Here is a 13,668-nt window from a genome sequence, read left to right as displayed (position 1 = left end):
GTAACGTGGCGCACACTGATCCTTGGATGAGAAATATCCAAGCGCCCGAAACACTGCGCTGAAGCAGGGGTACACCGGCCGCGCCGATGCGGTCTGAGTGCTCCGGGTTGTCAGCCGGTCGGCGCCGGAGCAAGCCTATTCGCGCATTCAACGGTGACGCGGATTGTGGAAACGAAGGAGTCCCATGAGTTCTCAGAACAATGCTGAGAGGAAGTCGATCCGCGCTCAGCTGCGCAAGGTCGTCGCTGCCTCGATGGCCGGAACGGTCGTCGAATGGTACGAGTTCTTCCTCTACGGTTCGGCCGCCACGCTGGTGTTCAACCACATTCTGTTCCCGCCTTCCGACAATCCGCTGACGCCGATCCTGGCCGGCTTCGCCACCTACGCAGTCGGATTCATCGCCCGCCCCGTCGGTGGCATCGTCTTCGGTCACTTCGGCGACAAGTACGGACGCAAGAAGCTGCTGCAGCTCTCGATCGTCCTCGTCGGTGTGGCCACGTTCCTCATGGGCTGTCTGCCGACCTTCGACCAGATCGGCTACCTCGCTCCGATCCTGCTCGTGCTGCTGCGTGTGGTCCAGGGCTTCGCAGTCGGCGGCGAATGGGGCGGAGCTGTCCTCCTCGTGGCCGAGCACGCTCCGAACAAGGAGCGCGGTTTCTGGGCATCATTCCCGCAGTCCGGCGTGCCCTTGGGCAACCTGCTGGCCACCGCGGTTCTCTTCGTTCTCACTGCAACGCTGACCGAAGAGCACTTCCTGTCGTGGGGCTGGCGCATTTCGTTCTGGCTCTCGGCCGTCATCGTCCTCATCGGCTACTACATCCGCACCCGAGTCTCCGATGCGCCGATCTTCGACGAGGTTCAGGCCGAGGAGATCGAAGAAGGCGTCGACTACGGCATCAAGGCCGTATTCAAGCGCTACCCGCGTGAGGTCTTCGCCGCGATGGGCCTGCGCTTCGTCGAGAACATCCACTACTACCTCGTGGTGACCTTCTCGATCACCTACCTCGCCACGCAGGTGAAGATCGAATCCGCCGAGATCCTCGGCCTCCTCCTCGGCGCCCATGCGATCCACGCAGTCCTCGTTCCGCTCGTCGGTGCCGCCACCGACCGGATCGGACGCAAGATGCCCTACGCCGTGGGCATCATCCTGACCGCGACCTGGGGCTTCTTCGCCTTCCCGATGTACGACACCGGCAGTGCCGGCATGATCTTCCTCGCCCTCCTCATCGGTCTCGTCTTCCACGCACTGATGTACGCGGGCCAGCCGGCGATCATGTCCGAGATGTTCCCGACCCGCATGCGCAACTCGGGCGTCTCGACCGGCTACCAGGTGACGGCCATCGTCGCTGGATCCTTCGCGCCGATCATCGCCACCGCACTGCTCGACGCCTTCGGCTCCTCGGTGCCGATCGCGCTCTACCTGCTGGCCGCTGCGATCATCTCGTTCATCGCACTCATGTTCACCCGCGAGACCAAGGGGATCGACCTGCGCTCGCTCGACCATGCAGACAAGGTGCGCCGCGGAGTCGCCACGGCCAGCTGAGGCCGGATGTTGACCCGGTGAGGGGCGGTGTCGGTGAATATCGGCACCGCCCCTTTGCCTGGCGCCGACCTCACCTGTCGGACTACGACCTACGCTCGGCAGCCGCCTCGGCGCCCACCTCGATGATTCCTCGGCCTCCGCAGGGTGGAAGATGGACACGTACGACAGACTCGAACCACGAAAGGCACATCTCATGGGAGACCTCACCGGCAAACGCGCCCTCGTCACCGGCGGAGCATCCGGGCTCGGAAAAGCGATCGCGCAGTCGTTTGCGCGGGCCGGAGCCTCCGTCATCGTCGCCGATGTCGACGCCGACTCGGCGCAGGCCGTTGCCGACGAGATCGGCGGCGAAGCGTGGGCAGTCAACCTGGCGGACACCGCGGCGCTGGACGGCACCGAGCTCGACGTCGACATCCTCGTCAACAACGCCGGCATCCAGCGGATCCACCCGATCACGGAATTTCCGCTCGAGGACTGGCGGCTGATCAATACGCTCATGCTCGAAGCGCCGTTCGTGCTCACGAAGGCGGTGCTGCCGAAGATGTACGAACGCGGTTGGGGACGCATCATCAATCTCTCCTCCGTCCACGGTCTGCGGGCCTCGGCGAACAAGTCCGCGTATGTCGCGGCCAAGCACGGTCTCATGGGACTGACGAAGACGACCGCGCTCGAGGCCGGTCCGCACGGAGTGACGTGCAATGCGATCAATCCCGGCTACGTGCTCACGCCACTGGTCAAGGGACAGATCGCCGATCAGGCGAAGACTCACGGCATCAGCGAGGACGAGGTCCTCGAGCAGGTCTTCCTCGGCCATTCAGCAGTGCCCAAGCTCGCCGAGCCCGAGGACGTCGCGGCCATCGCGACCTTCCTGGCCGGGGACCATGCCGCGGTCATCAACGGCAGCGCTCACAGCATCGACGGGGGCTGGGTGGCCGCCTGAACTGTCCAGCATCTCGCTCCCCCTCCCAGAACTACCTGACGGCGGCCCAGCAACCTCGCGCGAGGTAGCTGGGCCGCCGTCAGGTAGCAATTAGAGGGATTCTAGGACTTTGCGGACTCCGGCGTTGCGCAGGGACTCGTGGCGGACTGAGGCCCAATACGACACCTGCTTGGAGAACAGCTCGGGCAGAACCTGCACCAAGCGGGAGTTTCCGTGGGCGAGGAAGTCAGGCAGGATGCCGATCCCGGCACCGTGCGAGGTCGCGAGCACATGCGCATGCACCGAGGTCGACCGGAAGAATCCCTTCCCGCGCGGAAGTGCGTCGGCCGCCTCGTCGAGATCATCGACCCGCAGCGAATTCTCGATGTAGTAGACCATCCGGTGGTCGGCCAGATCATCCAGCGTCTGCGGCATCGGATGCGAGGCGATGTAATCCTGCGAAGCGTAGAGCTGGAGCCGGTAGTCGCGGATGTGCTTGGCGATCGAGCGCGGGGCATCCGGACGTCCCACGACGATTTCGATATCGACGCCCGACCGATACTGCCGGGCCCGCTGCGTAGCGGTGATCAGTTCGATCTGCAGTCCCGGGTGCTGCCCCTGCAGTTCGGTAAGCGCCGGAACGGCGTACTCAAGGGCGAAGGCCTGCGGGCACGCCAGCCGGATCGTTCCGGACAGAGCGGAATTCGAATGCGCATCGATGCGCCCCAGAGCGGCCTCGATGTCCTCGGCGATCGGCAGCAGCTGACGCCCGGCGGCGCTGAGCTCCCACCCGTCGGGCGAGGCCACGAGCACGCGATCGCCGTACGCCTTCTCAAGCGCGGCGATGCGTCTGGACACGGTCGTGTGGTTGAGGCCGAGGCTGTGTGCCGCGGCCGTGAACTTCCCCAGCCGGGCGACGGCGAGCAGAGTCAGCAGATCCTCGGGGGCGATCTGCGGACCGGAACTGCCAGGTGCATAGGAAGCCATAGTGGCCCCATTCTATCTGCGTACGCGCACATAACCGGTGCGGAAGAGGTGAGGCTCCCCGCCGGGCTTCCGCGCGTTCACTGGCGTACTGTGAGAGGGAACACGTAAGAGTTGCTGAACATGATGCGAGGAGGCATATTATGTCGACGATTGGATGGGTTGGCCTGGGAAATATGGGCCGCCCGATGACTGCGAACCTGGTCAAGGCCGGTCACACCGTCAATGGTTTCGATCTCGTCCCCGAGGCCGTGGACGCAGCCGCGAAGAGCGGGGTGAACCCCGTGAGTTCCATCGCCGAGGCGGTCGCCGGTGCCGATATCGTCTTCACGATGCTGCCCAAGGGCGAGCACGCGCGCACCGCATACCTCGAGCCCGACGGAGTCCTGGCCAACGCAGACCGGAAGACCCTCCTCATCGATTCCTCGACGATCGACTTCGATTCGGCCCGCCTCCTCCACTCCGAGGCGAAGAAGGCAGGCTTCCGCCTCATCGACGGTCCCGTCTCCGGCGGCGTCACCGGTGCCGAGGCCGGCACCTTGACGTTCATGCTCGGCGGCGACGACGCCGACATCGAAGAGGCCCGACCCGTCATCGAGGCAATGGCCGGGAACATCTTCCACGCCGGCGGTGACGCCGCAGGTCAGGCCGCGAAGATCGTCAACAACATGATGCTCTCGATCAGCCTTCAGGGTGTCGTCGAAGGCGCTGTGCTGGCCGATCGCTTCGGCCTCGATCCGAAGGTCTTCCACGATATTGCCAAGGTGTCCTCCGGCGACTCCTGGCCGCTGCGGACCTGGTATCCGGTGCCCGGCGTGACCACCACGGCCGCGGCGAACAACGAGTTCAAGCCCGGTTTCGCCACCGCACTCATGCACAAGGACGTCGGCCTGGCCCTCGCCGGCGCCGAGACCCAGGGAGTCGACCTCCCGGCGGCCACCCTCGTCCATGCACAGCTGCAGAAGCTCATTGACGAAGACCTCGGCGGACTCGACACCTCCGCGCTTATCAAGAACATCGACCCGAACGCCGAGGGCCTGCCGAAGTAAGCACTCAACCGACGCCGATGCGGTTGGAACAACCGACGCTGAGGCGGTTGGAACAAGCACAGCCCGCTCACAACGGCGGCACCGAGCTGCGGACGATCCAGGTCGAGGAATCACGATGATTTCGACCCGGATCGTCCGCATTTCGTTTCTCGGCCGGGCATCCTCGGCGACCTGAAACTTCGCGCGGCTCATGCAAGACTGGAGACATGAGTACGCCTGATTCCCCCTCACTGTCCGCCGACGACATCGCAGCCATCATCGGCAACCTCGACGAGGTGGCTGACCGTGCCCGCGCCGCCGCCGAGTCGAGCGGTCGCAGCGGTGACGATGTGCGCGTGCTGCTGGCCACGAAGACGCAGCCGGCAGAGAAGATCCGCGTCGCCCTCGAGCACGGGTTCACCCTCATCGGCGAGAACAAGGTGCAGGAGATCACCGGCAAGGCCGAGGCTCTCGCCGACCTCAACCCCGAGACCCACCTCATCGGACCCCTGCAGAGGAACAAGGTCAATCACACCCTGCGGCACGCTCACTGCGTCCAGTCCGTCGATAACCTCCCGCTGGCCGAGAAGATCAACAACCGTCTCGACGTCCTCGATGAGACCATCGACTACTTCATCCAGGTCAACACCTCCCGCGAAGACTCGAAGTTCGGTGTCGCGCCCGAAGACGCCGAGGAGCTCGTCACCGCGACCCGGGAGCTCGGCCGGATGCGGCTGCGCGGACTCATGACGATCGGCCTTCCCGGCAGCAGTCCCGAAGAGATCCGCCCAAGCTACTCCGACCTGCGCGAACTCAGCGAGAAGCTGCGCGGGGCCGGGGTCATGCCCGCCGAGGCGACCGAGCTGTCGATGGGCATGAGCAACGACTTCGAACTCGCGATCGCCGAGGGCGCCACGATCGTCCGAGTCGGCTCGAGCATCTTCGGCGCCCGCGACTACACCTGAACGACAGTCCCTCCCGCCGCTGATCGGCGGCGGCCGAAACCAACGCCGGACCGATCACAGTCGGAACCGGCACCGGGCTGCCTGCGGACAGAGCCAACGCCGGACCGGGCGCGAGCGGAACTGTCACACAATGACACCGGGGAGGCCGCCTCGGTGGGGGATCTGCGATCATAGAACCATGAACAGCAGTCCAGAATTCTCCGCGTCAGCCACTTCGTCGGCACGGGACGTCAAGGTCCGTGCGCCCGAACTCGTCGGCCGCCGATGGATGAACTCCGGCGGCAAGGATCTGACCCTGGCCGACCTGCGCGGAAAGGTCGTTCTCCTCGACTTCTGGACCTTCTGCTGCATCAATTGCCTCCACGTCCTCGACGAACTGCGCCCGTTGGAGGAGAAGTACGCACAAGAGCTCGTCATCATCGGCGTGCACTCGCCGAAATTCGAGTTCGAACGCACCGTCGAAGCCGTCGACCAGGCCGTGGAACGGTACCAGGTCGAGCACCTCGTCCTCGACGATCCCGACCTCGTCACCTGGCAGGCCTACACCGCCCGCGCCTGGCCGACCTTGGCCGTCATCGACCCCGAGGGCTACCTCGTAGCGACGATGTCCGGTGAAGGCCACGCGGCCGGCCTCACCGAGATCATCGAGGGCCTCATCGAGGAGCACTCGGCCAAGGGCACCCTTCACTCCGGCGACGGGCCCTACGTTCCGCCGCCGGCCCCGGAGACGGACCTGTTCTACCCCGGAAAGGCCACCCGGCTGCCCTCGGGCCACCTCATGGTCGCCGATTCCGGACACCACAGCCTCGTCGAATACGACGACGATGCGGCCACGATCATCCGCCGGATCGGCACCGGTGAGCGCGGCGCGGACGACGGCGACTTCGCCTCGGCGAGCTTCAGCGAACCCGGCGGCATCACCGTGCTGCCTGCCGATCTGGCGGCCGAGGTCGGTTACCACCTCGTCGTCGCCGATACCGTCAACCACACCCTGCGCGGGATCGACCTGACGAACGAGACGGTCACGACCATCGCCGGCACCGGTGAGCAGCACATGGTCGGTGCCATCGACAACGTCCGCGGCAAGCCCGGTGAGCTGGGACGATACGACGGACCCGCGGTAGACGTGAAGCTGTCGTCGCCGTGGGATGTCCTCTTCGTCCCCTCCACCGCCGAGGTGGTCGTGGCGATGGCCGGCAACCACACCATCTGGTCTTTCGATCCGAAGGACGGCACGATCCGCATCCTCTCGGGCACGATGAACGAGGGCCTGGTCGACGGGAACGGCGAGTCAGCCTGGTTCGCCCAATCCTCCGGTCTCGACCTCGGGCCAGCGGGCGAGGTGTTCGTCGCCGACTCCGAGACCTCGGCGATCCGCCGCCTCGACCCCGCCACCGGTGAGGTGTCCTCGTTGGTGGGCGTCGGACTCTTCGACTTCGGCTTCCGCGACGGACCGGCCGCCGAAGCCCGCCTGCAGCACCCGCTGGGAGTGCGCAGCCTGCCTGACGGGTCGGTCGCGATCGCCGACACCTACAACGGTGCGATCCGCCGCTTCGACCCGAGGACCGAGGAAGTCACGACCCTGGCGCGCGGCCTGCGCGAACCCTCGGACATCGTCCTCATCGGCAACGAAGGCACCCCCGATGACGCCGAACTCATCGTCGTCGAGTCCGCCGCACACGCACTCACCCGGGTGAAGCTGCCCAAGGACGCCCAGAAGGTCGACGAAGGCGCATTGACGACGAAGCGCCCTTCGACGGAGATCGCCTCCGGTCCGGTGTCGCTGACCGTGAGTTTCACTGTCCCAGCTGGTCAGAAGCTCGACGACCGGTGGGGTGATCCCACGTTCCTGCAGGTGTCTGCGACGCCGCCGGAACTCATCTCCTCAGGAGAAGGCGGAGCCGAGGGGCTCAGCAGAGATATCGTCATCAATCCCGAGTTCACAGAGGGAGTGCTGCACGTGACAGCGCGTGCTGCAGCCTGCGACGGTGAGCCCGGGGGAGAGATCCCGCTGCACGCGGCCTGCCACCTCTACCAGCAGGACTGGGGCATCCCCGTCGAGCTCGTGGATTCGGCTCCGAACGCACTCACCCTCGACCTCCGCGGCGCCTGAGCGCTCCGCCACCGGAGCGAGGGCCGCTGTCGATCAGGCGGACGGTAGTCGCAGAATCGCCCATGCACGGAGATTGCTGGGTCGATCCACGGTGGTTTCGGTCCCTTGAACGCCGTGGATCGACCCAACAATCACTGTGGCAAGGAGAACCGCGAGAGGCGCATCCGTCGGAGGTCCGGACACGGGCCTGTGGAGCGGGACTGGGACCTCAGCAGGAGGAGCGCCCCTCAGGCGATGGTGACGTCGCCGAGGCGGCGCGGTTCGAAGCTCACCTGTGAGGACTTGACGACCACCGAGCCGCCGAGGACGAAGGAGAGCTTCTCGTCGAAGTCGTGTTCGGCAGCGGTGACGATGTCCCGGTAGCGTCCCCTGACCCGTACCTCGACCGTCGAGGGAGTGAGTTCGAGATCGCTGCCGGACGAGGTCAGCCCGATCTGCGGACTGCGCTCGAGCGACCAGGAGACATCGCCGATGATCTCGTTGTCCGTGTCGTAGCCGAAGACGCAGCCGGCCGGCATGAGTGTCTTCGACTTCATGCAGTCCTGCAGATGGTCGGTGACCTGCTCCTCCACGGTCTGCTCGAGCTTGGCCGTGGGTTCGGGCGAGAGCTTCACGGTGGGGGAGTCGCCGGGGGCGGTCACCTCGGTGCGTTGGGATCGCGACTTCAGATACGTCGCATCGAAACCGACGAGGTAGCTCGCCGGGAACAGCACGGGCACACTCCCCGTGCTGACCCCGTATCCGTTGACCGTCGCCGTCGACGAACCGGAGACGTCCAGGGTCAAGGTCGGCCATGCTTCCTGTTCGATGGCCCAGCGGTTGAAGAGTCCCGCGCTGGCAGGCAGGCGGACCATGTTGAGATCGACGGTCTGCTCCCGCGAGGACAGGTTGTAGCTGAGGCTGACCTTCGCGTGATCGCCGTCGACGGAAACGGTCTCGGCCTCGGGCTCGCGCGGCAGATCGGGAGCCGCGGAGAGCACTTCGTCACTGAGTGCCAAGGTCGATGTCGGAGTCGGCGTGGACAGGTAGGAGAAGGCACTCTGCGCATCGCCGCGTTCGATCGCCGAGATATAGGATTCGGCGGCTCGCGCGGGCGTGTAGACGGTGAAGTTGAGGAGGGGGACCGCTGCCACTGTGAGGACGACGACCGTCAGCGCTGAGATCAGAAGTCTGCGCGACGTTCGCATGGCGCTCCTGATTCGGTTGGGGACTTGAGGGGACTGGGCAGTTCTCAGTCTATCTGCCGCGGATCACTCGACCGGGTAGGCATGCAGGGCAGAGGTGTCGACCTCGACGAAGACATGCGTGCCGACCTTGACGTTGGCTCGCAGTTCAGAGATCGTCGCGCCGAGTCCCGGGTGCAGGACACCGAATCCGATGGTCGGCTTTTCGCTCGCGTCTGACTCGGCGGTCGCCGCAGAATCCTCAGCCGATTCGGCGGATGCGTCGGACTTCGTCGGATCCGGCTGCGTTCTCGGCACTCCGGCGAGGTCGGCGAGGTCGACGTCGAGCGCGAGGCCCATCTCCGTGTCGACCGGTGAGAGCTTCGCCTGCAGACAGGAACCGCGATCGCGCAGTCCCGTGACGATGGCTTCGAACACCGTCGCCGAGGTGAACGCCGGGTCGTGTTCGTCCAGTGACAGGAGGGCGGCACGCCACCCGAGGGTGACGAACACCTTCCCGTCGAGTTCGGTGCGGGCGCGCACGGCCGAATGGCCGATGGACAGCCATCCCTTCCGGGCCAGCCCGGAATAGACATTGACGCCGCTGAGCTCGGCCGGCAGCGAACCGCGCGGTTCGGTGACGATCTGCTCCAAGGAGCCGAGCGCGACGAGTTGGTCCTTTTCGATATCGGCCACCCCCGCCTCGGCGATGGTGTGGTCGGTCAGCGAATTCGAGCTGAAGACGACACCGCGGCCCTCCTGGTCGACGAGTTCGGCGAAGCGACCTCGCAGCCCGGTGCGCAGATGGCCGGGGACCGAACCGAACGGGTCGATGAGAGCCAGCCACTTCGCGCCGCTCGCCCAGGCCGCGGCCAGGGCGAGGCGGGCACGATCGGTCGCGTCGAGGTCGTCGAGACGACTGCGCAGAACATCGGGACGCAGTCCGAATGATGTCAATGCAGCCGATGGATCCGCTGCCGATGCCGCCTCCCCAGATCCGGCATCGGCTTCGCGAAGATAGCTCTTCATCCAGCTGCGCACACGCAAGCGACCCGACCGGCGACCGGTCGGGAAGCGTGGTGGTGGTGCGACGTGGGGCAGGGCCGCCGCGGACAGCACCACCGAGGTGGTGCTGTCCGGGCTGCCCATGAGTCCGAGCATTGTCCCTGCTCGCAGACGTCCGAGGTCGATCTCGCGTCCGTCGAGCTGCAGCCCCGCGAGGGACAATTCATCGTTCAACGCGGCTTAGAACTCCGCGGGATCGTCGGAGGCGTTCATCCGCCGACGGGTGATGATGACAGCTGCTGCACCGACTGCGAGCAGACCGACACCGAGAGCCAGTCCGGTCATCTCGGCACCGGTGCGCGGCAGGTCGCTGCCCGAATCGTTCGAGCCACTGCCGTTCCCGGCCCCGTTTCCGCCCTCGTCGACGGCGGTGCCGTTGGTGAGCACGGTGAAGCTTCCGCCCTGGGGCTCATCGAAGCTCTCGGCCTGGGCACGCACGTTGTAGGTGCCGAGCACGGCCTTGACCTTGGCCTGGACACCGAACGTGACCTTGCCATCGGAATCGGCTTCCTTGGTCATCGTGTAGCGGTCGACCTTGCCCTGGGCATGCTCGACCGTGATCGAGACCTTCTCGCCGGGCTGAGCCCCGCTGACGCCGATCTTGATGCCGTCGTTCAGGAAGTCCTCGGAGCTGACCTCGGTGGGGTTGATGAACATGGACGCCTGTGCGGCTGCAGCAGGCTTCTTGTCCTCGGTGCCGGGGCTGGCCGGACCGGTGGACTCGGGAGCCTCGTCCTCGGCCTTCTTGTCGTCTTCGGCACCGTCGGTCTCATCGACCTTGGGCTCGTCGGACTTCGGCGCTTCGTCCTTCGGACCCTCGGCGGGTCCCGGCTTCACACCGTCGGCAGGAGCCTTGTCGTCCTTGTCCTCGCCCTTGTCGGTCTCCGACGGGCTCGGCTTGGGCGCTTCGGTGGTGGGCTCTTCGGTCTTCGTCTCCGACGGACTCGGCTTCGGTGCCTCGGTGGTGGGCTCCTCGGTCTTGGTCTCCGTCGGCTCGGGAGCCTTCGTGGTCGGATCCTCGGTCTTCGTCTCCGATGGGCTGGGCTTCGGTGCCTCGGTGGTGGGCTCCTCGGTCTTCGTCTCAGAGGGCTCCGGGGACTTCGTTTCGCTGGGAGTCTCGTCCGGAGTCTTGATGGGACCGGTGGCCGAATCGCACTTATCGTCGTCGCCCTTGCCCGGTTCGTCGACCTCGGAGGCCTTGGAGACGACCTCGAAGGTCACCTTCGAAGACTTCTTCTCGGACTTGAGATCGGTGAGGTAGAGCGAGTACTCGCCGACAGGCACCTGGGCACCGTCGGTGACGGTGAAGAAGTAGGTGCCGGAGACCTTTCCGTCTTCGTCGACCGTGAGCTTCTTGTCCGGCGAGTATTCGGTGCCATCGGTGCCGACGACGGTCACCGTGGCCTTCTGGTCCGGGCTGAATCCGGTGCCGGAGAAGCCGATTCCCTTTTTGTCGTCAGCTATGTCGGCGCGGGTCACCTGCGCCTGCGCAAGGGTCGCCTGCGGATCCGACTCGTCGGGAACCGAAGAATCCGATTCGGAGCTGCTCGATGACTGCTGATCACCCTGGGCGCACAGCGGTTGCTGAGGGACCGAAGCGGTGGACTCTGTCGCTGCGAACGCCGGGGCGCCAGCAAGACCTGTCAATGCAACGGCTACTGCGGGGGCAAGCACAAGACGCGAGGTCTTCACAGTAATGCCTTTCGATTGTTGTCTACCCACGAAAGACGATGGACTCCCGGCATTCCTTGGCTTAAGAAGGGGAAGGCACCATCGTGCGCGGGTCCGTACAGCTCATTACCCTAAAGCATTCATCCGCCGCTATGGGGAGACACACGGGTAAAAATCAGGAGAATTCCCGAGAATCGTTACCGTTTTGTGACATAGTTTCGGCGTGTCGGTAGATTTTGCCGGCCGGTTATGCGTATTCGACCCATGGTTCGGCAGAAGGGAGAGGAGAGAAAGCTCAAGCGTGCGGGGCTTGCAGCGACTACCATCGGAAGCGTGACTCTCCTTTCCGACCGCGACATCCGCGCCGAGCTCGACTCCGGACGCATCGCCCTCGACCCCTACGACCCGTCGCTGATCCAGCCGGCCAGCGTCGACGTGTGTCTCGACCGCTACTTCCGGCTCTTCGACAACCACAAGTACGCGGTCATCGACCCGAGCCTCGAGCAGCCCGAACTCACCCGTTTCGTCGAAGCCGCTCCGGGGGAGCCCTTCGTCCTCCACCCGGGGGAGTTCGTCCTCGCATCCACTCATGAGCTCGTGACTCTGCCCGTCGATGTCGCGGCTCGGCTCGAGGGCAAGTCCTCGCTCGGACGTCTCGGTCTCCTGACCCATTCGACGGCCGGTTTCATCGACCCCGGTTTCAGCGGCCACGTCACCCTGGAGCTGTCGAACGTCGCGACCCTGCCGATCACCCTTTGGCCGGGGATGAAGATCGGCCAGCTCTGCTTCTTCCGACTCAGCTCGGCGGCGGAGAACCCCTACGGTTCCCAGGCCACGGGCAACCGCTACCAGGGCCAGCGCGGCCCGACCGCTTCCCGTTCGCACCTCAATTTCTATCGGAGGGACATGTGATCACCCGCCGCGAACTGCGGCTGCAACGCGAAGCCGCTGAACGCGCCGCCCGGGAACAGGCCGACGCTGCGCGCTACCAGGCCCCCGACGCCGAAGCGACGGATGCCTCTGCCCCGACGGATGCTTCTGCCCCGACAGATGCCTCCGCCCCCGTGCCCCCTGCCTCCGACGCTCAGGCCGCGAGCAGGCGGCGGACCGGGATGCCGTCGACGGGACGGCCCGGATACGGCGGTGACACGTCCGCGCCCGAGGACACGGCCACCTCGGCGGATCTGCGCGGTTTCCACCTCATCCTCCTCGATGATGCGGTCGAGGTCTCCGACGTCCTCGCGCTCATCCACAACAAGCTGCCCGATCTGCGCCCCGTGCTCGACGAGCACGGGCAGCTGCGCCTGAGCCGGCACTCCCGACTGAGCTCCGGGGCTGCCCTCGACCCGGCCGATGCCGCCGCGCTCGAAGTCCCCGACTGGGCTCGGCATGCCATCGTCATCGACTGCCCCCGGGATCGGCAGCCGACCCCGCCGCCGGACTGGTTCGCCGACGCCGACGGACTCCACGAGGCCTTCCCCAACGGAATGCCGGATCGGGAGGAGGAGCGGATGCTCAGCCTCATGCTCTCCGTCGCCTCCCGCCTCCACGCGGGCGTGCGCCTGGCCGACGAGCCCGGACTGCCGACGCGGGTGATCATCCCCGACCCGGAGGCGAAGGTCGACCTCTACATCTACTCCTCGTACTGGATGGAGCCGTCGGTCGCGCTCGACTTCGTCCGCCGCCATGCCCCGCACGCCTTCCAGCAGTCCCTGCCCACCCCCGACGAGGATGTGCTGGCCCAAGCGAGCATCGACGATCCGCTCTTCGACCCTTCCGCCCCGGTCATCCTCGACGGCTATGCCCTGCTCGTTCCGCTCGGCGAGATCGATGAATCCGCCGGCAGCCTCGAGATCCGAGTGATGGAAGCCGAGTGGGTTCCGCCGATCGTCGCCGCCCACACCGTCGCCCCGCAGATCGAATACCACGTGCACTGGATGGACACCGAGTCGAAGCGCTATCAGCCGAACCAGGGTCGCCGCTTCCGACGGATGCGCGGTCGGGTGGCCGAACTCACAGATGCGATCGGAGCCGAGCTGCTCGTCGGCTCGGACGGCATCGGTCTCGACGAGAACGGCTTCCTCGTGACCAGCAGACAGCTGCGCGCGTGACCAGCTGTCGGATGCGCGCGTGACCAGCCTTCGGATTCGCGCGTGAGCGGTGTCGTGTCGGGGCAGAGCCTGTCTCAGCTCACACCCAGCAATTGGGGAAACGACA

At 65.7% G+C, this 13,668-nt stretch carries 11 protein-coding genes; 7 read left to right on the top strand and 4 right to left on the bottom strand.

Annotation, left to right across the window (positions count from 1 at the left end):
- Positions 1-184 precede the first annotated feature (184 nt).
- Both ACVZTU_RS17115 and ACVZTU_RS17110 read left to right on the top strand, forming a co-directional pair.
- The gene (locus tag ACVZTU_RS17115; RefSeq protein ID WP_139467449.1) at positions 185-1,543 is read left to right on the top strand and encodes an MFS transporter; all 1,359 of its coding nucleotides are present in this window, start codon (positions 185-187) and stop codon (positions 1,541-1,543) included.
- A 193-nt stretch (positions 1,544-1,736) separates the two neighbouring features.
- Positions 1,737-2,483: a 3-hydroxybutyrate dehydrogenase gene (locus ACVZTU_RS17110; protein ID WP_139909335.1), complete on the top strand. Its 747-nt coding sequence runs from the start codon at positions 1,737-1,739 to the stop codon at positions 2,481-2,483.
- Positions 2,484-2,573: 90 nt separating this feature from the next.
- Here the strand turns inward: ACVZTU_RS17110 and ACVZTU_RS17105 are convergent, their stop codons facing one another.
- Entirely contained in the window at positions 2,574-3,449 is an 876-nt protein-coding gene (locus tag ACVZTU_RS17105) for a LysR family transcriptional regulator (RefSeq protein ID WP_139468973.1), read from the bottom strand.
- 140 nt (positions 3,450-3,589) lie between these two features.
- Here ACVZTU_RS17105 and mmsB point away from each other — a divergent pair, with 140 nt between their 5' ends.
- From mmsB to ACVZTU_RS17090, 3 genes are all read left to right on the top strand, one after another.
- The gene (gene mmsB, locus ACVZTU_RS17100) at positions 3,590-4,495 is read left to right on the top strand and encodes a 3-hydroxyisobutyrate dehydrogenase (protein ID WP_139468974.1); all 906 of its coding nucleotides are present in this window, start codon (positions 3,590-3,592) and stop codon (positions 4,493-4,495) included.
- Positions 4,496-4,701: 206 nt separating this feature from the next.
- Positions 4,702-5,439, top strand: coding sequence for a YggS family pyridoxal phosphate-dependent enzyme (locus tag ACVZTU_RS17095; protein ID WP_139468975.1), 738 nt, complete (start codon positions 4,702-4,704; stop codon positions 5,437-5,439).
- Positions 5,440-5,617: 178 nt separating this feature from the next.
- Complete coding sequence (locus tag ACVZTU_RS17090; RefSeq protein WP_482400947.1) at positions 5,618-7,552, top strand: NHL domain-containing thioredoxin family protein; 1,935 nt, start codon at positions 5,618-5,620, stop codon at positions 7,550-7,552.
- Between the two features lie 227 nt (positions 7,553-7,779).
- Here the strand turns inward: ACVZTU_RS17090 and ACVZTU_RS17085 are convergent, their stop codons facing one another.
- From ACVZTU_RS17085 to ACVZTU_RS17075, 3 genes are all read right to left on the bottom strand, one after another.
- Entirely contained in the window at positions 7,780-8,739 is a 960-nt protein-coding gene (locus ACVZTU_RS17085) for a hypothetical protein (RefSeq protein ID WP_482400946.1), read from the bottom strand.
- Between the two features lie 63 nt (positions 8,740-8,802).
- A complete protein-coding gene (locus tag ACVZTU_RS17080; RefSeq protein ID WP_482400945.1) occupies positions 8,803-9,954 on the bottom strand; it encodes an ABC transporter in 1,152 nt (383 codons plus the stop codon).
- A gap of 6 nt (positions 9,955-9,960) precedes the next feature.
- Positions 9,961-11,472: an LPXTG cell wall anchor domain-containing protein gene (locus tag ACVZTU_RS17075; RefSeq protein ID WP_482400944.1), complete on the bottom strand. Its 1,512-nt coding sequence runs from the start codon at positions 11,470-11,472 to the stop codon at positions 9,961-9,963.
- A gap of 312 nt (positions 11,473-11,784) precedes the next feature.
- Between ACVZTU_RS17075 and dcd the strand changes: the two genes are divergently transcribed.
- Both dcd and ACVZTU_RS17065 read left to right on the top strand, forming a co-directional pair.
- A complete protein-coding gene (dcd, locus tag ACVZTU_RS17070) occupies positions 11,785-12,363 on the top strand; it encodes a dCTP deaminase (protein ID WP_139468980.1) in 579 nt (192 codons plus the stop codon).
- Positions 12,360-13,562, top strand: coding sequence for a hypothetical protein (locus ACVZTU_RS17065; RefSeq protein ID WP_482400943.1), 1,203 nt, complete (start codon positions 12,360-12,362; stop codon positions 13,560-13,562). Before dcd ends, ACVZTU_RS17065 begins: the two co-directional genes overlap by 4 nt.
- The last annotated feature ends 106 nt before the right edge of the window (positions 13,563-13,668 follow it).

The sequence above is a fragment of the Brevibacterium sp. OS20 genome, from assembly GCF_056837565.1.
Note: the sequence above shows the minus strand (reverse complement) of the source record. Positions and strands in the feature narration are given on the sequence as shown.

Bases quoted from the DNA above. Each gene is read 5' to 3' on its own strand.
- ACVZTU_RS17115 (WP_139467449.1), top strand. From the start codon at position 185: ATGAGTTCTCAGAACAATGCTGAGAGGAAGTCGATCCGCGCTCAGCTG.
- ACVZTU_RS17110 (WP_139909335.1), top strand. From the start codon at position 1,737: ATGGGAGACCTCACCGGCAAACGCGCCCTCGTCACCGGCGGAGCATCC.
- ACVZTU_RS17105 (WP_139468973.1), bottom strand. From the start codon at position 3,449: ATGGCTTCCTATGCACCTGGCAGTTCCGGTCCGCAGATCGCCCCCGAG.
- mmsB (WP_139468974.1), top strand. From the start codon at position 3,590: ATGTCGACGATTGGATGGGTTGGCCTGGGAAATATGGGCCGCCCGATG.
- ACVZTU_RS17095 (WP_139468975.1), top strand. From the start codon at position 4,702: ATGAGTACGCCTGATTCCCCCTCACTGTCCGCCGACGACATCGCAGCC.
- ACVZTU_RS17090 (WP_482400947.1), top strand. From the start codon at position 5,618: ATGAACAGCAGTCCAGAATTCTCCGCGTCAGCCACTTCGTCGGCACGG.
- ACVZTU_RS17085 (WP_482400946.1), bottom strand. From the start codon at position 8,739: ATGCGAACGTCGCGCAGACTTCTGATCTCAGCGCTGACGGTCGTCGTC.